The organism is Prolixibacteraceae bacterium, assembly GCA_019720755.1.
GTDB lineage: Bacteria > Bacteroidota > Bacteroidia > Bacteroidales > Prolixibacteraceae > Halosquirtibacter > Halosquirtibacter laminarini.
On the sequence record CP081303.1, the window covers coordinates 1,906,894 to 1,926,252 of the forward strand.

The following is a 19,359-nucleotide window of genomic DNA, read 5'->3' on the forward strand; positions in this document are numbered from 1 at the left end:
TATCCACAAAACAACTAGTTATTAGAAATGAAAAAAGAGCCCAGCTTTCCTTTAAAAAATAAAGGATCTCTCATAAGCAGATAAAATAAGAGAATGTATAATAATGAGTTGAGAGGAGGGCTCTTCAAAATATGTTATCAATGGTCACATGTATGCCCAGCTTTATGGGTGCATCCATTACCATTTGCAATAAGATTTTCATTTAAATAGAGACCAATTATCTCTTCAGCAGATGCAACTTCAACCCCTGTAACAACTTCGATACCTTTATCATTAAAAAGAGTTTTTGCCTTTGCTCCTAAACCAGAGGTTATCACCACATTTACATCATGTGACCCCATCCACACGGGAAGATATCCCGGTTTATGTTCAGGTGCTACTATTTTTTCTTTATTTACAACAATCCCATTCTCCACTTCATAAAAACAGAAAAATGGGGCATGTCCAAAATGAACAAATAAAACTCCTTGTTCATCAATCGGTAAAGCAATTTTTTTTCTCATAACAACTAATTAAAACAACGTCATTCTTCTCTCTCTTTCGAGAAAGAAGATGACATTAAAACATAAAACAATCCACAAAATCTTGTTGGATCAAACAACTAACAATAATTACTAAGACTATTTTCTTACCTTTTCAATTATCTGATCTATAGTCACATCAACTTCATCGATCGTAACCATTTGAATCTCAAATTTATTCAACAACTCTTTCGCTTTTGGACCAAAATCACCAGAAATCACTTTGGTTACTCCTAGTTCACCAAAAATTGACGCTGCATTTAATCCAGCACCATTTGAAGCATCTCGTTTCTCATTCTCAATAAAGCGCTGTTCCTCTGTTTCGGTATCAAAAAGACAAAACCAGGAAGCTCTCCCAAAACGTCTATCAAATTGTGCTGTCGCACTATCTGCCATAGATGTAACTACTATTTTCATAAATTTTTCATTTAAATCTTTACTGACGATATCTTTTCTGAATTACACATAGGACAACATTTGTCACTCATTTTAGGAGTAACACTAAAACGAACCAAACAGTTATCACAGATGTACCAATCTTCATCCATCTGTGCACTACCATAAATCATACGAATGTCCTTAGTCTCAACAAAGGCACGAGCCAACTTACGTCGCGCACTTTCATATATACGTGCAAAAGTTGCACGACTAATCCCCATTAATTCAGCTGCTTCAGCATGATTTAGCAAGTCATAGTCAGCCAACTTTAAGGCTTCATATTCTTCATATAAAAACTCCTCTTCCGAAGAAGAGTGCATTTTACTTGTCCCATATGGTTTGTACCCTTTAAAATTTGGAGGTGAAACTACTTTTCTTAACCGTCTCTGTCTTGCCATACAATGCATAAAACAATTATGAGAATATTCTCACAACAAATATAATGAGAATATTCCCATAATATCAAATATATTCAACTATTTTTAGTCATAGTTATCGCTAAATTAAATATACAGAAAAGTCCTTTAGTTCATAAAAGAATCATTCAATACCGTTTATAGAATAATAATCAAACTATTGCCACATATAAAATGAAGAATATTTTGGGCAGTATAAGAATAAAAAATTATATCCTTAGCGTATACAATGCATAGAATTCTAATTATCAGGCATTAAAAAAGGTCGTATAGCTCAAAATGAGCATATACGACCTAAAACAAATACTAATGTATATCAAGCCATTAACATTAGAAATATCTAATCTAATTCATAGATCTTCACAGACCTAGATGGGATTTGTATCTTATCTTCAAAAGTTACTGTTTCACCTGTAAGAATATCATTCGCACTATCTCCTGGTTGAATCATTTCATGAAATCTAGAAGTATCTAATGAGGATACATCACTGTTTTTATTCATGATCACCATCACTTTGCCTTTTTTGGTATACCTAAAATAAACATATGTCCCATTTTGTGGCGCATAATGCATTAGTTTCCCATTAGCAATGATTGAATTATTCTTTCTCCAATTTAACAAAGTCTTCATAAACTTCTGAGCAGCTGCCTCGTCTTTACTAAGCCCCTTACCAGTAAATGCATTTTTTGCATCACCTTCCCAGCCACCGGGAAAATCAATTCGAAGGTAACCATGATCCCCACCATGTTCTGATTTAGCAAGTATCTCTGTACCATAATAAATCTGAGGGACTCCTCTCATTGTCAACACATATGCAATAGCCATCTTATACAGATTAAAATCACGATCTAACTGATCATAAATTCTAGCCATATCATGGTTATCAGGAAAAATAACTAGATTTCCAGGATTAGGATACTGAAAGTCATTAGCAAGGGTCTCATAAAGATTTATGAAACCTGAATCCCAATTTTCTTTTTTCTTTAAACCATTTATTAATGCTGTGTTTAATGGAAAGTCCATCATACTAGGCATGCTAGAAACATAACCATCAGTATTATTTTTCCCTCTTTGCCAGTAAGATACAATTGCTGGATTCGTTGACCACTCTTCTCCCACTATATTGATGTTTGGATATTCATCCGTAATTCTTTTTGACCATTTAGATAAGAATGTTTTATCAGAATAAGGATAAGTATCAATGCGTAATCCCTCTAAATCAGCATATTCAATCCACCAAATCACATTTTGGGTTAAATATGTTGCTAAGAATGGATTTCTTTGATTCATATCTGGCATGCTTTCCACAAACCATCCATCAGAGAACTGTTTTTTATCCTCTTTTGATGCATATCTATCTTCTACTGTAGTTCTAACATGAGAACATTGAGAAAATTTTCCTTTAAAATTAATCCAATCCTTAGAGGGAAGATCTTTCATCCACCAATGCTCTGATGCACAATGATTCAAAACGACATCCATAATCAGACCAATACCTCTAGACTTAGCCTCTTTTGACAATCGAACGTAATCTTCATTTGAACCATAACGCTTATCTATGTGATAAAAATCGGTGATTGCATAACCATGGTAAGTTACCGAAGGTTCATTATCCTCTAACATTGGATTAACCCAAATTGAGGTAAAGCCCATATCAGCTAAATAATCTAAGCTATTAATGATCCCCTGAATATCCCCTCCATGACGGCCATCTTTATTAGCTCTATCACTTTTCTCAGTAAGCCCTTTCACGTTATCATTAGAAGGATCACCATTTACAAATCGATCAGGTGTTATTAAATACATGACATCTTTTGAAGTGTAACTTTCTCGTAGAGCAGAACCCTTACGACGAGACTTCAACTCATATCGATAAGTTAGGATCGTTTTCTTTCCGTGCTTAAATTGAATATCAAAAGAACCTGCCTTTGTCTCTTTCGCTATAATAAGGTTAATGAAAAGATAATTTGGATTCTCCACAGAACTCACACTTTCCAATGTAACACCAGGGTAGTTAATCGTTGGTCTCAAGTCTGATATATTTTCACCATGAACTAACAATTCAAGCTTCGGACTTTTCATTCCAGTCCACCAAAACATGGGTTCTAAATGATCTACCTTATATTTGGCAGCAAAACCAGAAGTTCCAATGATGAGCATTGAAACAAAACTTAATATCAATCGTTTCATACTTATGTATTATTTAATTATTCTAAACATTTGTAACCGTCTTCATTAAACGAAGTAGTACGAAAATATTTTTTCTATGCATAAGATCATCGAAAAAATGCTAAACAACCAAAAATAGAGGATAAACAACAATCTAATAATTTAATTTCAAGATTCTATTCCCCCCAAATCTAACGCATCTAATAAATGAAATGTTCTATACTTAAATCGATGAGTATTGGATAATATCGAAAGTATATATTTAAAATAAAGAACCTATATTATTGAACATAAAAAAAACAACACTCGACGTATGTCCCTAATTTTATTCCTTTCATCCTTTCTAATTTGAGGATACAACATTACAACCTATCTTTAACTTAATAAAAAACGTTACATTTAATTTGAAGTAACGACATAAAGAAACAGCAAAAAATTACAAAGATGCAGATTTTAAAGCCCGATAATAACATCATCACATCTCTGATTAATAATAGATGGCTACAACATTTATTATATTGGACTGTCTATGTATCTTTCTTCGCATATGCATGGGGTACTTATGATGCCGATTACCTCAAAACCATCGCTGTTGAACTAATAAATCTTCCCAATAAAATAATATTGGTCTATACAGTCATATATATATTGTACCCTCAATTTCTATATAAAGGGTATATTTGGCGATTTCTTGCCACATTTATACTTGTGGTAATGTTAAGTGCTGTATTACAGAGAATCGTTGACAATCTTTTCATTATAGACCATTTCTTCCCCTATTGGGAGAAAACAGACACCTTTTCATTCTCGGTTTTAATACAAACCGCGATTAACCTAGGACCTGTATTAGCGCTTCCAATGACCATTAAACTAATGGAATATATTGCTAAGGTTCAACAAAATGAACAGATGCTAACCAAAGAAAAACTAGAAGCAGAACTTGTTTTTCTGCGAAATCAAGTACAGCCACACTTTCTTTTTAATACGCTCAACAGCCTCTATGCCTTAATATTAAAAAAGTCAGATAGATCTCTTGAGGTCGTTCTTAAACTTTCAACCCTTTTAAGGTACATGCTTTACGAAACAAATGCAACTCGAGTTGACCTTCGTAAAGAGATTAAAAGCATTCAAGACTATATTGATCTAGAAAAAATCAGATATGGAGATCGAGTTGAGGTAAGCCTGCATTATTGGGGTGAAGTTGAAAAAATTCAAATTGCACCAATGCTCATCCTTCCATTTATTGAAAACAGCTTTAAACATAGTACCAAAGGACTTAGTAATAAGGCTTGGATTACAATGGAGATTGGAGTAAAAGAGAACCTATTTACAATGCGTATCGAAAATAGCATTCCTTCTGACAGTAGTGACACGAAATCAATCGTGGGAGGAATTGGTTTGCAAAATGTACAAAGAAGACTATCTTTATTATATCCAGATAGACATACTCTAAAGGTGACTTCTGATAATGTATCTTACTCAGTTATACTTAAAATCAAAATGATATGAAGATTCAATGTTTAATCGTTGATGATGAATCTCTCGCGTTAGATATAATAGAACAATATATCGAAAGGATTGATACGCTTCAACTAGTCGCAAAATGTCAAAGTGCGATCGAAGCTTTAGACCATCTCAACAATCATAAAATTGATCTTTTATTTCTAGATATTCAAATGCCTGGATTAACAGGAATACAACTACTTCGTAACATTTCGAATCCACCACCAGTTATCTTTACAACTGCATATTCCGAATATGCACTTGAAAGCTATGACCTAGAGGCACTAGACTATCTTATAAAGCCTATTCCATTTGAACGATTTATCAAAGCAATAAACAAATATTACAAGCTAAAATTACCTACTCGAGATTCGATTAGGACACCTGTTCAACAAGAGGTAAAAGAAAAACCATTTATCTTCGTCAAATCAGACAAGAGGATGGTAAAAATAATGCTACATGAGATATGCTACATTGAAAGTATTAGAAATACGGTTTCCATCTATTTAACGAACAAAAAAGTAATTATTACGGCAATGACAATTAGTAATATTGGAGAAAAACTACCAGAAGTAGAGTTCTTAAGAGTTCACCGCTCATTTATTGTGTCTATATCCAAAATAGAGAGTTATGCGACTGCAAATATTAAGATCGAGAATCAATGGATCCCTATCGGAAGAAATTATAAAACAGAAGTCCTATCAGTACTCCAAAACCATAGCATTGAATAGAAGCTGTAAATAATTAAAAAACTTCATAAAAGAGATTGTCTCTTTTATGAAGTTTTATTGAGTCATGCATAATATACTACATTGGTAACATGACATAGAACTTCACTTGTAACTGCCATTTCATGTCGTCTAAAACATCTGGACGAATAGCATTATAATAACCGCTCACAGCAAGATTGTAAATTGCAGACGATGTTTTAAAAATTTGTGATACTCCCAAACCAAACGGAACAATCCACTTTCCTAGTTTCTCATTATAACTTAAAAGAGGAGAAGAGTTTATACCTGTTCCTGACTTAAATGAGTAATTAAGAACATATTGAAGCGTAGAAGAATTCACCTTATTTCCTCCAACACCCCATGTAGGTGTATAAGCAAAAAGTGCTAAAAAACCTTTGTTTTTATAAATACCTGCGACAGTTAATCCAACATTCCAAGTATCATCCATATAAGTTTCATAGTCCCCATAAGTATTTGTTTTTAACGTTATAGCAGGGCCTAAAGCAGGAGTAAAGTGTCCTCCCCATAACTTGAAAGGTTTTTGTAATGAAAAATTTCCTGTATAAATAATATTTCCTAAAGATGTTCTATGACTCCCATTCACATAACGAGTATCGACTGGAATCATTGCAAAATTACTAAGTTGAAGTTTATCTCCAAAATACACTGGTATTGCTGGTTCAATCCATAAGGTATTTGCATCATGATCACCAAATGTTAAATTATTCATCAAAACCATTTTATAAATCTTAGCAGTAGGATTCAATGCTTTAACTGACATCTCTTGTTTTGAATCCTCATTCTGTGCATAACTAAGACTAGAAGTTAAAGTAATAGATAGCAATAATATTACGCTAGTTAAAATTCGATATTTCATATCATATAAATTTATGGTTACATGAATAAAGAACATTTGGCACTTTATTATAGTTTATGACTCTTGATTACATTTAACACTAATTAACCAATATCCCTCATTTAATATCAAACACTTATACATAATAACACATCCTTTCAAATTACCATTACTCCATAATTATTGTAATTAAACTCGATTTGTTATCCATTTACTTTTCGACACTTTTCTGCAACCGAAATAAATCGACTACAATGTCTATCATTTACAGGTTCAGAGGAGCCCCAAGGCCCCCCCCAAAAATTATCTATTTGATAATTAACTAAAACATGAGACAAAGTTTCTTCTGAATGAGAGACAAAAGGACCAAGTTGACAAATATTTTCATTTATTGGACTCCCCTGAAGAAATAATAAATAACTTCTTTCAGCGCCATTTTGAAGTATTATATCTTTACTATGATCTAAGTCAACGATACTTCCAGAAGAGGCCAAACAGTCATCTACGCTTAATAGCATCCCTCGATAAAATATAATTGAACGAGAAACATAGTCCAACTCTTTAGGAATACAGAAACTCGCCTTAGGAGCCAGTTCTATACACCATATATTTACATGGTGATCAGGTGACGCAGCCCAAGAATTTCCGGGTACCAACAATGCTTTGTGACCTCTGTAATTCCCCGCTAATATCTTAATTTTTGACTGTCTCCCCTTATAATCATAACAAATTACTAATGGGATCTCTTCTTTCCAAAACATTTGGGAGCTAGGTGACGAACGTTTCTTGATTGAATCAAGATTCAACCAAATCTGAAACATCTCAAAATAATTTGGAGCAGTTGAAAGAAGTGGAAACATCTCTGAATGCTGAATACCATTACCTGAAGATAACCAATGAACATCTCCGGAACCAAAACGTCCATACACTCCTTTCGAATCAAAATGATCTATTATCCCCTCTTCGAGGATCGTAATAATTTCAAATCCATAATGAGGATGAACAGGAAAACCAGGGAATTGACGACCATTCATCATAGGACAAACATTTTCTTTATCTAAAAGATTGCCAACTGAAGGTTGCATTCCCGACGTTCCTGAAGGGAATATTTCTTTAAAATGACTACAAATTATAAAAGGATCCTGAATTCTTGTTGATTCTTCAAGATCTTGAATATTCAATACTGCAGATTCTTTACCCATACATTATATGATTAAAAAAGACAATCTCTATAGTGTTCTACATACCGAATGAACCCTATATTTCGATGAATGTTTAATCAAATTAGGTTCTAATTGTTATTATTTAGAACATATTTCTAGTATTTTAGTTCATTCCACTTCATGATGAAGTATTTTAATAATACAATATTTTGATAAAATTGAAATGTCCTTTCAATACCAATAACACAAGAGTCAGAAGATCAACATACTTTACTATTTATATAACCATTACAGCTCAATTTTATAAGATAAAGCTTTCGTTTTTTATTAAAAAAAGATCGAAAGTTCGATTTGAAGATAGAGTAAATTTAATTTGTAATAGAACTTACACACTCTTAGACAGTGCCGATAAGATAAATAAAAAAATGGATAATCCCAATTTGATTCTTTTTTTCTTTACGGATCAATTACCCTTTGGTTACCCTTCCGTTACTCTAGGAGTAACGGAAGGGTAACCAAAGGGTAACCAAAGGGTAACGGAAATAATAATGAGGTCATTTCAGATCAAGATCTAAATAGCACAGTCAAATGGAAGAAATTCTATTATTTAAAGAAGGATAATCATCCTTCTTTTTACGAGAAAAAATAGATCATGTGTCCAATTCTTTAATATGATGGATTCCATCATTTTATCATCGGATACTTTCAGACATAAAAAATGAATCATCTACAATATAAAGTTCAACCTATATCATCGATGATTCATTTTCTATTTATTGTATAAATATTACTTCTTCGCAAATACGACTCCATAAAGAGTTCCCACAAAGAGTAATCCACCAACAATGTTTCCCAAAGTTGCAGGAATCAAATTATGTACTATAAAATCACTCCAAGTGATAGAGGATCCATGAAAAATGGAAAGAGGAATGAAGTACATATTTGCGATACTATGCTCAAAACCAATCGTAACGAATGCCATCACAGGCCACCAAATTCCTAAGATCTTACCCGTAGCACTCTTAGAAGCCATTCCAAGCCACATAGCTAAACATACAAGCCAATTTGCTCCTATCCCCTTTAGAAAGGTCTTATAAAAAGGGTTAGAGGTTTTCCCAATAGCAATTTTGTGCACCATATCCAACCAAGGCTTATGTGCAACCACTTCAGTTAAATAGGTTAAGAAATAGGCGACAAATATAGCACCAATAAAATTGCCTAAATATACCCAAAACCAATTACGAAACATAGGACGTACCCCCTGTACTCCATCTATAACATTAGGCATAAAATAGGCAGTATTCCCCGTAAACAACTCCGCTCCAGCAATTACAACCATAATCAATCCCACGGGGAAAGTCGCCCCTAAAAGCAATTTTTGCAAACCGACATAATCATCATTCAAACCAGGAGTGCCTCCGGCAACAATGATAGCAAATAAGCTACCAAATGAGATATAAGCTCCGGCAAGAAAACTAAGTATTAATATTTTTTTAATGCTATAGTCAGCTTTTTTTTTGGCAGTGGTTCTCACAACTCCCACAATTTCTTCTGGTGATAGAATATCCCCCATAAATAGTCTCTTGTTGTTTGTATTTCAATATTTTTATACGAAGGGACTTCGACCTATTCAAGATAAAGCATCAGTTTAATAATTATCTTGTAATATTATTTGACCCAAATTGGCACAAAACTACCGTTTTAATTCCTAAATATAGAATCATTATATTCTAAATAAGAAACTAATTACATATTGAAAGAACAGACATCAATAACCGAGGAAATTATAAATCAGCTATTTTCTCGAAAAGAAAGACCCGGATTTCGATGCGAAGATGGTAACCCCACTGTTTGTATAAAAGAAGGTAGCATTGTTGTATGATAATAATGCATGTAATTACAAGTACACAACGATATCATAGGATGAAAAGCCAAAGCATTCAAGATATAAAAAATAATGTACCACAATTGTCCAGTACACAATAAACACCGCTCAGTTGGGCGAGATTCTGAGAATGAACGCCTAAGGACAGGGAGTCTTCTGGCAGCCATTAATCTACATAATAGAAATGTAATTCCTATGGTGAATGAAAGACATAGAAGTAAAGAGTTTATTGAGTTCTTAAAGAAGTTGGATGGTCTCTATCCGAAAGACTGGAAACTAGAATAATACTGGACAAGCACTCTTCTCATATATCCAAAGAAACGAAGAGTTATCTCTCTGAAGTGCCAAATAGATTTGGATTTGGCTCTTTCAAACCTTTGGTGGGTAATCCTAATAAAAGTGATAATGCTTGTTGATTTTTCTAAAATCTAATTTCCCAGTGATCAAGTATATCATTGTGATAAAATTCTTTTTTTTCTGAATCCACGCGCTCTTTTTTTTGCAAATTGTACAATAGAATTAAGGCCTTCTAAAATACCATTGTTAATTTTATGATGTCAATTTTGGAGAAGATAATTTTAGATCCTTAAATTCTGGTCTACAGAAATCGATACCATCTATTATGTTGTTTGTTTGCAGTGAATTAATAAAAATGAATAACAGAAATAATTTCAATCTGTTAAGAGAAGAACTTGTCTATAATCCAAAGATGACAAACAAGTTCTTTGCTGCAGAGCTCTTATGAACAAGCCTTGTTAATCGTATTGGACGATTCTTTTTTTAATAGAACTAAATACCCCAATAAAATACCCCCTAAAAGTAATGTGACATACATTTTTAAAAAAGAATGATTGAAAAAAGGGAACGTTACCAAGACCAAGATCAATACAAGAATAGGATAAAAAAACAAATACATAGGAGTCATTATTTTAGATGAAAAGTGAATAAAATGGCTCAATTTCATCATGAACCATTTTCTAAGTTAAAACTTTCGATGAACATTACCAAAGGGCTGAAATTTACCTTAATCTACGACGCTAATATAAATATAGAGTACTTAAATAATTAAAGTACTACACCTACCAATCAGAATGAACGAATATATTATAGATCAACCTCTCCATGGTATGAATCATGCATTTTATCTATTCTCTCTTTAAACTCTTCTCTAAGGAAAGCGGGTTCCAATAACTCAAGGCTATCCATATAGTAGAAAAGATGTTGTCGTACTTCATAGTTTAAGCTAACATCCAATGAGAATAACACATAATCACCATTACATTTGAGTAACTTTTGTGAAGAGTGTATTGGTTTACTCTCTATATAATTCCATGATTTCATATTTACCTTCGCAACAATATGCTCTACAGGTGCATCTTTATAAACTGTAACTCCAACAACATTCTTATAATAATCTGACATGGAGATCGATTCATTTGTTATATAAGGAACTTCAATTCTCTCATAAGACAAGATACGGTCGAGTGGTAAATTCCACATTCTATCTTTATTCTTTACGTAGCCTAAAAGAAACCACCTATTATTATACTGCTTGAGAAACCATGGATGAACCTCCAGTTTTTCGACCTCTGCCTTTTCATATTCTCGATATAGAACACTTAGAACATGTTCTCTTGATATAGCTTGAAAAAGATCCCCAAAATAGTCTAATCCTCGCAAATGTTCATTTTCATCAAAAGAGACAGATTCTTTGGATGAACTTTTAACGAGAAAAGTATCTTCAAGCCTCACCTTCAGCTCTTCAAGCCAATTGGTTTTTGGCATTCCCTTAAAACGAGAAAGAACCGTTAAGATCTCTCCTAATTGCGTAATCTCTGAAGGATTCAGATCTCTTTTTGCGATCGAAAAATCCATATCACTATAACGATAATAAACTTTTCGATCTTCACGAAATCTTGCGAGAGGTATATTCCATCCCTGCTCACTCTCCATAAATTTAATATCAGCTAATAGCTGTCGTCTCTTTATTCCCTCGCACCCATTTTCAAGTTCAAGTTCTTTATTGCATTCTTTTAAAAGATCTTGCCAAAAGTATTTTCTTTTATAATCTCGAAAACAACGATCAAGTACATTGTATCTAATGTTTGCATGTTTATTTGAAGACATAGGAGTAATTCAGTTATATTGTAAGTATTGAAAAGCAGAAACTCTTCAAATTATTATCAAATATATAAATTTATTATTAAACATATAAATATTTTAGAGCGATATTATTTATGATTTATCGTGGAGTCATCCATCCTTTATCATCCGAACGCTTTCAATCATATCTTCAAACAGACCTCAAATACCTAAACTTGTAAACATAAAAAAAGAGTCATAATTCTTCATTACGACTCTTTTTTATATTCAATTACAAAAAGGTTAATGTCTTTTTACGAAGATCATGCCACCTAAGATAGCAGTAATTGGTGCAACAAGAACCAACCCAAAACTACCAATCATGGTATGTAAGATCTCACCTGCCACATAATTTAGATTTAAAATATTAATAGTTGGAGTACCTTGAGCAATAAAGACCATTAATAAAGCACTAAATCCGCCAGAATAAGCGAGCAAAAGGGTCGTTGTCATTGTACCGATCACACCTCTACCAATATTAAAACCTGAGCGAATCAATGCTTTATGAGTTATAGTAGGTTGAATTTCAACAATTTCATACTGGGATACTGCAATATCCATCGCAATATCCATCATTGCCCCTGATGATGAGATAAAAATACTAGCTAAGAATATCTGTGTTAAGTCCAAATGATTAAATCCTGAATATAATAACGTTTCAGAGAATGGCTTGATTGCTCCATGAATTTGAAAAAGAACACCAAATATCTGAGAAAGAACTGCTGTAACAAGAATACCCGATATGGCACCTAAAAGTGCAACCAATCCTCGTTTATTGATACCTGCCACCAGTAATATTATCACTGTCGTAATCACTGCTACAAGGGTCAACGAAAGAAAAACTGGAGAGTACCCCATTAGAAATCCTGGCAATAATAACTTCCATATCACCATCCCCGTAAATGCGAAAGAGATAATCGCTTTCAAGCCAACTGTTCCTGCGAAAAGTAATAGAAAGGCAAAGAATAGCAACATTAACCAAAACTCTATTCCTAAACGGTAATGATCAATGACATTGACTGAAATAATCTTTTGAAGAGATTCATCTAAATTTAGAACAACTAGAGCCTCTTGATTTGGTTCGAAGATTTTATCAAACTCCATACGTCCCATCAGCTGGTTCGATGCTTGCAGTGTATCCCCTTTAAAAGTCCCTTGTTCAACAATAATTTGAAGTGCTTGATATCCACTTTTGATTATCCCTACTTCTAAAATATCATCATTATTCACTGCCAAAACACGTGCTTTGACTCTCGCGGCATAGGGGTTTTCTGGTTTATCAAATGAGGAAGGAAGGAAATATAGCAATGTAGTAATCACAGCTATAAAAAGGGGGAAAATTACTGATTTGAAACGATGTTTGTCTAGTAATTTCATGATGTCATAAAAATAGCACGACCCCTAAGTTATAGGGGTCGTAAATAGATTAAAGGTTCATAAGAACCTCAATGTTTTTTGGTAAGTCTGTATTGTCAAAATAACCTTCGAATAACGTAGATCCTGAACCAATAGCTCTTACCGGTATAGGTGTGGCAGTATGTGAGAATGTAGTCCATCCAATACCTGCTTTTTGTGCTAAAATATGTCCTGCGGTAACCGTGATTGGTTCATATGAGCCATATAATTGGTAATATTGATCTTTATTTTCAATCTTATCCCCTTTTCCAAAGCTTTGATCGTATGCTTGTTTTAACTGCGACAGCTCATAGTCAGACAACTTCATTGCCTTTACCCCATTATTAAAGCCATAGTTTTCTTCTACAGCCTTTAATACTTTATCAAAAGAAGCTTTTTTTCTCTTCAACTTAGAGATCTTCGAAGAAAAAACTTCATACGAGTTTTTCTGGTTCTCTAGAAGTTTGAAAGCAGAGTGGTAATGAGAACCAGAAAATCCTAATCCTAAACCACCTGTTTCATGGTCACCACATACAACAATCAAAGTCTCATCTGGATGTGCTTCATAGAAAGCATAAGCTTTCTGGATAGCATTATCAAATTGAATAACTTCTTTAATTGCAGTTGCTGCATCATTCGCATGACATGACCAATCAATTTTTCCTCCCTCAACCATCAAGAAAAAACCTTTTTGATCGTTGTCCAAAACATCAATTGCCTTTTGTGTATAATCTGCTAGAGAGAGAGCACCTTCTTTTTGATCAATAGAATAAGGTAGAGACTTTCCTCCTGATAATTTCTCATTTATCGCAATGATCTTATCATCACCAGCCTTGATCTTGTTAAAATCATCGTTACTGTTCACGATAGTATAACCATTCTTTTTCGCAATCTGAAGAGAGTTTTTCTTCCCTCCATTTATTTTTTCACCAGAGTCCAAACCCATGTTTGCGGCAGAACTTTTACTTTTCTTCGCTTTTTTATCTCCTTCAGGATGTTTTATTCCTCCACCACCAAAGAAATTAAAATTACTATTTGCCAAGTCAACACTAATATCATAGTAATCGTTTCTTGATGGACGGTGAGCATAAAAAGATGCTGGGGTTGCATGATCTAACGAAACCGAAGTTACTACTCCTACTTTATAGCCATGGTCTCTAGCTTTCTCTGCTATCGATTTATATGGCTTTTGTTTTGCTGCATCCATCCCGATAGTATTGATAGATGTTTTATGACCTGTTGCTAAAGCAGTACCAGCTGCAGCAGAACCTGTAATAAAACGATTCTGAGCATAGGTTGTATAAAATCCCTGTTTAGGAAATGTATTCATAACCATTCGAACCACACCATCCTTGTCCTTTACTGCAGCCATATAGGCTTCAGCAGCATTAGACTGTGATAATCCAAATCCATCTCCAATAAAATAAAAAACATACTTAGGTGTTTTACCTTGATAGCTTTCTCGTTTCTCTTGTACCCCATTTGACTCTGCAAAAACACCTTGCAAAGAGAATAGACAAAGAGCCAATAATAGAAAAATTCTATGATTCATCATTCTTATTATTATAGTTAAATTAAGTAATCTATTAAATCAAAAAAAAGAGTCTTATGAAGAGATAAATTACCGATAACAAATATCTCCATTTTCATATGAACCTAAGTAAACAAGATAAATTAATTTCCTATTTGTCATCCCTACCAATCTCTTTTCAAAAAGATTCTGATTTCAATTGTAGGAAGGCAAATGTACAATTTAGCAACAAGAAAAGAGTAAGACTAAACCAACAAAAACAACTGACATGTTCTTATTTAGACTTAAAGAACTAAAATGCACATTGATGATAAAACTAGTGTTAAAAATATCATCAATTTATAAAAATATCATCCAACATGAACGCACGACTTCTTACATTTAGTCCTAAAAATAAGATCATTTCATTACAGAGATATTACAGTTTTTTAGTTTTTGGCACACAATTTGAATAGTATTAAACATTATCTACAAATATCAACACCTATCATTATGAAAATTAAACCTATTACTTTAGCCTTTAAGTCACTCCTCACCCTACTACTTGTCATCCCATCCATCCTTCGAGCACAGGAACAAGATAGCTATTGGGAAGATGGAAATAAATACGAGGTATACAATAATGGTCCGATAGAGATATCTGGATTCGTTATTCCGGCAAAAACTCCAGTTGGGAAAAAAAATATTTTCTTCCTAAACCTATACAATCATAGTGAGCAACGTGTTCTTCTAGATCTAGAGAGAGTTCAAGTTTTAGGGTACAAAAGACTTCCCATAGAAAATAACACACCTCATCTGCTCGAAACTTTAACTGCTGATCAGTACGAACAAAAGGTTAAATCTCGAGCTTTTGGTTCTGCATTTCTTGGAGTAATTGCTACCACAGCTCTAGTAGCTACTGCAGCAGCCACTGATGATGAAGTGGTTTCAGATATTGCCGCAGAAGGGGCCGTACTTACATCCTATGGAACAGCAATTGGTGTTACGGACAAACTATTATCTCGACATAGAATCTATTACGATTATCTAAAAAAGACCACGTTAGAAAAAACAAGATCTGCCCATGGAATTCTTTTAACAGACTATTCTAAACGTTACAAAGCACTGATTCTTAGAATCTCTCTTTCAGGAGATAAAACTCATGAGATCCGTTTTTATCCAGACAAAAATAGAAGAATTGTTCGTTACGAAAACAACCAATAGAACTTAAATCTGTTCTACTAAAAATGAAGTATAATATTAAATGTTATCACCATGAAATCTTCTTTCTTAATAGTGTTTATTTTGTTCGTTTTTGCGATCCCGTTAAAAGCCCAAAAACAAGAAAACTTTTGGTATAAGGGCTCAGAATATATCCAATATAATGACGATTCCTTAGAAATTGTTTGCTATTACAATCTTATGGAAGGTTCTTATAAGTCATACATATATTTTCATTTTAATATATACAATAAGACAAACAAACCGATTCTTTATACTGAAGATGCAACAACAGTTTATATTAAGAAACATAAAGGGGATAATTGGAAGAAAATTAATTTAACAACCAAGGGTGATTATTATCGATATTACTACTCCCCAGAATCGCACTATAAATTAACAAATGATGATTTTACAATGAACCACACCCCAATTACAATATATGTAAAAAAACAAGTAAATGATTCAACAACAAAAACGGTTCCAGAAACACAATTAATTACTCAACAATCCCCGTCCCCTTACGAATGTCTTCAAAAAACTCATATGTCAACTCGATATCTCTCTAAAACGACCTTAATCAAAAATCGGCATGCAAGTGGTCTAATAAAAACAGATAAATATTATAAGATACCATATCAAATAATGGTTGTCATCGATATGGATGGGATGACTAAAATAAAACTAAAGTTTTCTCCAATAGAAGAGGATCTAAAATAGCGACACTCATAATTTTTCTCTAAGACTATTATGTATATGAGAGAACTAAAGAAGCCATACTTTTGCAAGTATGGCTTCCGATTTTGGCACTCTTTGGTTTTATATATACTGCATAAACTACAGCTTCAACTCTAGATTGAGATAAAAATAATTTTCGTTCTTCAATTTCGGAGAGTTCTCATGATGAACCCAACGATAGTTTGGAGCAATCTTTATTCCTTTACATGGAATATATTGAAATCCTGAAAGAAATACATTTTCGTTGTCTTCTTTATAAGACTCTTCGTGGTTATTATAGAAATCGTATCGAGCAAATACTTTAAACTTACTATCAATATTTACCGTACTATAGATGGAAAAAATATCTTTATTATTGTTTTGATCAAATTTGAAGTTTTGCCCATAGTCATACTCCAATCCAAATGACCAATCCTTATTCTTATAACCAGCAAACAAGGCATAACTACTTTGATTAAACGACTCCGTACCATCTTCCGAATCAGGAGCTATAAAGTAATCTACATATGTTCTGATCGAAAAATGTTCTGTTGGATAAAGAGAAGCCCCTAATCCATATCGATACTTTCCTTGATCATCTTGTGCTTTTTTGGCACCTTCTCCGTTTGAAATTGTAATATCAGCAGCAAACCACGATTTGAATTGTTTTCGTATAAAAAGACCAGCATCTACACTATTGTTAAATTTGTACTCATCCATTGCTGATTTATAGATATAACGATATCCCCAATTATTTTCCTGTTCTTTAAACTGTTTTAAACCAATGATACCTAAACTTGCCTGAAATGTACTATGTTTATAAGTAAAAAATGCCTTACGTAAATATGCGGTTTCTTCAAAGCCTCCATTCTTAGGATTCCCTGTATCTAATACAACCTGTCCTGACCATCGAGGTGAAAATTGATAAGAATAACCAAGAAGTGCACGCTGAATCTCAAATCCACTCACATTGCTTACTTCACCAAAACCCGTATGCCAATCTGCAAATATTCGAACAATAGGTTTTCCTTTGGGCTTAAATTCAGAATCATTACCCGACGATTTTGCATATACCCCCAAGCTGGCAACACATAATAAAACTAACAAGCTTAATTGTTTCATTATTTTACTTTATTATTTCTCTAGATGTTTTCTTTTTACACTGCATAAATACAACAGAGATGTTACAATTTTGTTACAAAACAAGTCGACATAAACGATGAAAACACAAATATCCACTTATCAAACAGTTACATTTTCTATTTTATCTTATTATAGACAAAAGAAATAGCGATACTCATACTATTACACATAAGAAATGACAAATTTGTTATCATATATTATTATTTCTTTTTTAAACAATGACATTTCCTCGTTGTTTTAGAGTGATATCAATGGATAATTAATAATTTTAACACTTGTAATTCGATAATAGAAGACCACACTTTATGAAGAACGAAAGAGAAATTATACTTTTAAATATCTCAGGGGAAGACAAACCAGGGTTAACCTCTTCTTTAACACATATCCTAGGTAATTACAATGCTACCATTCTCGATATTGGTCAAGCTGTGATTCACAATACATTATCATTAGGAATACTTTTTGAAACTCCTAAAGGCAAAGAATCAGGTCCCATATTAAAAGACCTTCTATTTAAAGCTTACGAGTTGGAGATCCAAGCAAAATTCACTCCTATCCCAACTGACGATTATCAGAATTGGGTTGGGCTTCAAGGTAAGGATAGGTTTATCATTACGCTTCTTGGAAGGATGATCTCAGCAGAACAGATATCTTCAGTAACGGATATTATTACAGATCAAGGTCTAAACATTGAATCCATCAATCGACTAACAGGTCGTATTCCATTAGAAGAAATTGGAAATCTAGCAACAAATACAAAATCTTGTATTGTTCTAAGTGTTAGGGGCACTCCCCCGAATAAGGAAACGATGAATCTACGCTTCTTGGAATTAGCAAGAAATTTAGGAATTGATATTTCATTCCAAGAAGATAATCTATACAGAAGAAATCGACGACTTGTTTGCTTTGATATGGATTCAACCCTTATTCAAACCGAGGTGATCGATGAATTAGCTGTTAGAGCTGGTGTTGGGAAACAGGTCAAAGAGATTACTGAAAGTGCAATGAGAGGAGAAATTGATTTTAATGAAAGCTTTAAACAACGAATGGCTCTTCTGAAAGGCCTACCTGAATCTGAATTAGAAGATATCGCACGAAATCTTCCTATTACAGAGGGGGCTGAACGTCTCTTTAAAGTCCTTCGTCTTTTTGGATTTAAAACAGCCATTCTCTCTGGTGGATTTACCTATTTTGGGAATTATCTCAAAAAGAAACTTGATATAGACTATGTATACGCCAACGAGCTTGAGATTGTTCATGGGAAACTAACAGGAAACTATATAGGAGATATTGTTAATGGGAATAAGAAAGCAGAACTTATGAAGCTAATTGCTCAGTTTGAGAACTTAAATCTAAAACAGGTAATCGCAGTAGGTGATGGGGCCAATGATCTTCCGATGTTGAATCTTGCTGGATTAGGAATAGCATACCATGCCAAACCTAAAGTAAGACAAAATGCTTCTCAAGCTATTGACACTATAGGCTTAGACGGAATACTATATCTTCTTGGCTTCAATGATGCATTCATTGATAATTAACAGCTATTTT

At 33.4% G+C, this 19,359-nt stretch carries 18 protein-coding genes; 6 read left to right on the forward strand and 12 right to left on the reverse strand.

The genetic code is table 11. The features are described from left to right. Window positions 1-137: 137 nt before the first annotated feature. From K4L44_07655 to K4L44_07670, 4 genes are all read right to left on the reverse strand, one after another. Complete coding sequence (locus K4L44_07655; GenBank protein QZE15698.1) at window positions 138-503, reverse strand: NifB/NifX family molybdenum-iron cluster-binding protein; 366 nt, start codon at window positions 501-503, stop codon at window positions 138-140. Window positions 504-620: 117 nt separating this feature from the next. Beyond that, on the reverse strand, window positions 621-938 hold the full coding sequence (locus K4L44_07660; GenBank protein QZE15699.1) for a dinitrogenase iron-molybdenum cofactor biosynthesis protein: 318 nt from the start codon (window positions 936-938) through the stop codon (window positions 621-623). Window positions 939-949: 11 nt separating this feature from the next. Continuing rightward, complete coding sequence (locus tag K4L44_07665) at window positions 950-1,357, reverse strand: DUF134 domain-containing protein (protein QZE15700.1); 408 nt, start codon at window positions 1,355-1,357, stop codon at window positions 950-952. Window positions 1,358-1,715: 358 nt separating this feature from the next. Continuing rightward, window positions 1,716-3,566, reverse strand: a complete 1,851-nt coding sequence (locus tag K4L44_07670) for a glycoside hydrolase family 13 protein (GenBank protein ID QZE15701.1) — start codon at window positions 3,564-3,566, stop codon at window positions 1,716-1,718. Window positions 3,567-3,989: 423 nt separating this feature from the next. Here K4L44_07670 and K4L44_07675 point away from each other — a divergent pair, with 423 nt between their 5' ends. Together K4L44_07675 and K4L44_07680 are read left to right on the forward strand one after the other, a co-directional pair. Then, entirely contained in the window at window positions 3,990-5,054 is a 1,065-nt protein-coding gene (locus K4L44_07675) for a histidine kinase (GenBank protein ID QZE15702.1), read from the forward strand. Next, the gene (locus tag K4L44_07680; GenBank protein ID QZE15703.1) at window positions 5,051-5,779 is read left to right on the forward strand and encodes a LytTR family DNA-binding domain-containing protein; all 729 of its coding nucleotides are present in this window, start codon (window positions 5,051-5,053) and stop codon (window positions 5,777-5,779) included. The genes K4L44_07675 and K4L44_07680 overlap by 4 nt, the downstream gene beginning before the upstream one ends. Window positions 5,780-5,855: 76 nt before the next feature. Here K4L44_07680 and K4L44_07685 read toward each other — a convergent pair whose 3' ends face one another. The 3 genes from K4L44_07685 to K4L44_07695 form a co-directional block, all read right to left on the reverse strand. Further along, window positions 5,856-6,656, reverse strand: a complete 801-nt coding sequence (locus tag K4L44_07685) for a hypothetical protein (protein QZE15704.1) — start codon at window positions 6,654-6,656, stop codon at window positions 5,856-5,858. Window positions 6,657-6,838: 182 nt separating this feature from the next. Beyond that, window positions 6,839-7,837, reverse strand: coding sequence for a pirin family protein (locus K4L44_07690; GenBank protein QZE15705.1), 999 nt, complete (start codon window positions 7,835-7,837; stop codon window positions 6,839-6,841). 748 nt (window positions 7,838-8,585) lie between these two features. Beyond that, a complete protein-coding gene (locus tag K4L44_07695; protein QZE15706.1) occupies window positions 8,586-9,371 on the reverse strand; it encodes a formate/nitrite transporter family protein in 786 nt (261 codons plus the stop codon). A gap of 384 nt (window positions 9,372-9,755) precedes the next feature. Here K4L44_07695 and K4L44_07700 point away from each other — a divergent pair, with 384 nt between their 5' ends. Continuing rightward, window positions 9,756-9,968 (forward strand): hypothetical protein, encoded by a 213-nt coding sequence (locus tag K4L44_07700; GenBank protein ID QZE15707.1) that lies wholly within the window; start codon window positions 9,756-9,758, stop codon window positions 9,966-9,968. 167 nt (window positions 9,969-10,135) lie between these two features. Here K4L44_07700 and K4L44_07705 read toward each other — a convergent pair whose 3' ends face one another. From K4L44_07705 to K4L44_07720, 4 genes are all read right to left on the reverse strand, one after another. After that, window positions 10,136-10,231, reverse strand: a complete 96-nt coding sequence (locus tag K4L44_07705) for a transposase (GenBank protein QZE15973.1) — start codon at window positions 10,229-10,231, stop codon at window positions 10,136-10,138. Window positions 10,232-10,787: 556 nt separating this feature from the next. Continuing rightward, entirely contained in the window at window positions 10,788-11,810 is a 1,023-nt protein-coding gene (locus tag K4L44_07710; protein QZE15708.1) for a WYL domain-containing protein, read from the reverse strand. 258 nt (window positions 11,811-12,068) lie between these two features. Next, window positions 12,069-13,202: a YibE/F family protein gene (locus tag K4L44_07715; protein ID QZE15709.1), complete on the reverse strand. Its 1,134-nt coding sequence runs from the start codon at window positions 13,200-13,202 to the stop codon at window positions 12,069-12,071. Window positions 13,203-13,251: 49 nt separating this feature from the next. Beyond that, window positions 13,252-14,775, reverse strand: a complete 1,524-nt coding sequence (locus K4L44_07720) for an alkaline phosphatase (GenBank protein QZE15710.1) — start codon at window positions 14,773-14,775, stop codon at window positions 13,252-13,254. 468 nt (window positions 14,776-15,243) lie between these two features. Here K4L44_07720 and K4L44_07725 point away from each other — a divergent pair, with 468 nt between their 5' ends. Both K4L44_07725 and K4L44_07730 read left to right on the forward strand, forming a co-directional pair. Then, complete coding sequence (locus K4L44_07725; protein ID QZE15711.1) at window positions 15,244-15,954, forward strand: hypothetical protein; 711 nt, start codon at window positions 15,244-15,246, stop codon at window positions 15,952-15,954. 51 nt (window positions 15,955-16,005) lie between these two features. Beyond that, on the forward strand, window positions 16,006-16,671 hold the full coding sequence (locus tag K4L44_07730) for a hypothetical protein (protein ID QZE15712.1): 666 nt from the start codon (window positions 16,006-16,008) through the stop codon (window positions 16,669-16,671). A 117-nt stretch (window positions 16,672-16,788) separates the two neighbouring features. On the opposite strand, the gene K4L44_07735 is transcribed toward K4L44_07730, so the two are convergent. Then, the gene (locus tag K4L44_07735) at window positions 16,789-17,790 is read right to left on the reverse strand and encodes a hypothetical protein (GenBank protein QZE15713.1); all 1,002 of its coding nucleotides are present in this window, start codon (window positions 17,788-17,790) and stop codon (window positions 16,789-16,791) included. Between the two features lie 326 nt (window positions 17,791-18,116). Between K4L44_07735 and serB the strand changes: the two genes are divergently transcribed. Beyond that, window positions 18,117-19,349, forward strand: a complete 1,233-nt coding sequence (gene serB, locus K4L44_07740; protein ID QZE15714.1) for a phosphoserine phosphatase SerB — start codon at window positions 18,117-18,119, stop codon at window positions 19,347-19,349. Window positions 19,350-19,359 lie beyond the last annotated feature (10 nt).

What these genes read in the sequence shown, in the direction of transcription:
- K4L44_07655 (QZE15698.1), bottom strand. Translation starts at nt 503, where the DNA reads ATGAGAAAAAAAATTGCTTTACCGATTGATGAACAAGGAGTTTTATTT.
- K4L44_07660 (QZE15699.1), bottom strand. Translation starts at nt 938, where the DNA reads ATGAAAATAGTAGTTACATCTATGGCAGATAGTGCGACAGCACAATTT.
- K4L44_07665 (QZE15700.1), bottom strand. Translation starts at nt 1,357, where the DNA reads ATGGCAAGACAGAGACGGTTAAGAAAAGTAGTTTCACCTCCAAATTTT.
- K4L44_07670 (QZE15701.1), bottom strand. Translation starts at nt 3,566, where the DNA reads ATGAAACGATTGATATTAAGTTTTGTTTCAATGCTCATCATTGGAACT.
- K4L44_07675 (QZE15702.1), top strand. Translation starts at nt 3,990, where the DNA reads ATGCAGATTTTAAAGCCCGATAATAACATCATCACATCTCTGATTAAT.
- K4L44_07680 (QZE15703.1), top strand. Translation starts at nt 5,051, where the DNA reads ATGAAGATTCAATGTTTAATCGTTGATGATGAATCTCTCGCGTTAGAT.
- K4L44_07685 (QZE15704.1), bottom strand. Translation starts at nt 6,656, where the DNA reads ATGAAATATCGAATTTTAACTAGCGTAATATTATTGCTATCTATTACT.
- K4L44_07690 (QZE15705.1), bottom strand. Translation starts at nt 7,837, where the DNA reads ATGGGTAAAGAATCTGCAGTATTGAATATTCAAGATCTTGAAGAATCA.
- K4L44_07695 (QZE15706.1), bottom strand. Translation starts at nt 9,371, where the DNA reads ATGGGGGATATTCTATCACCAGAAGAAATTGTGGGAGTTGTGAGAACC.
- K4L44_07700 (QZE15707.1), top strand. Translation starts at nt 9,756, where the DNA reads ATGTACCACAATTGTCCAGTACACAATAAACACCGCTCAGTTGGGCGA.
- K4L44_07710 (QZE15708.1), bottom strand. Translation starts at nt 11,810, where the DNA reads ATGTCTTCAAATAAACATGCAAACATTAGATACAATGTACTTGATCGT.
- K4L44_07715 (QZE15709.1), bottom strand. Translation starts at nt 13,202, where the DNA reads ATGAAATTACTAGACAAACATCGTTTCAAATCAGTAATTTTCCCCCTT.
- K4L44_07720 (QZE15710.1), bottom strand. Translation starts at nt 14,775, where the DNA reads ATGATGAATCATAGAATTTTTCTATTATTGGCTCTTTGTCTATTCTCT.
- K4L44_07725 (QZE15711.1), top strand. Translation starts at nt 15,244, where the DNA reads ATGAAAATTAAACCTATTACTTTAGCCTTTAAGTCACTCCTCACCCTA.
- K4L44_07730 (QZE15712.1), top strand. Translation starts at nt 16,006, where the DNA reads ATGAAATCTTCTTTCTTAATAGTGTTTATTTTGTTCGTTTTTGCGATC.
- K4L44_07735 (QZE15713.1), bottom strand. Translation starts at nt 17,790, where the DNA reads ATGAAACAATTAAGCTTGTTAGTTTTATTATGTGTTGCCAGCTTGGGG.
- serB (QZE15714.1), top strand. Translation starts at nt 18,117, where the DNA reads ATGAAGAACGAAAGAGAAATTATACTTTTAAATATCTCAGGGGAAGAC.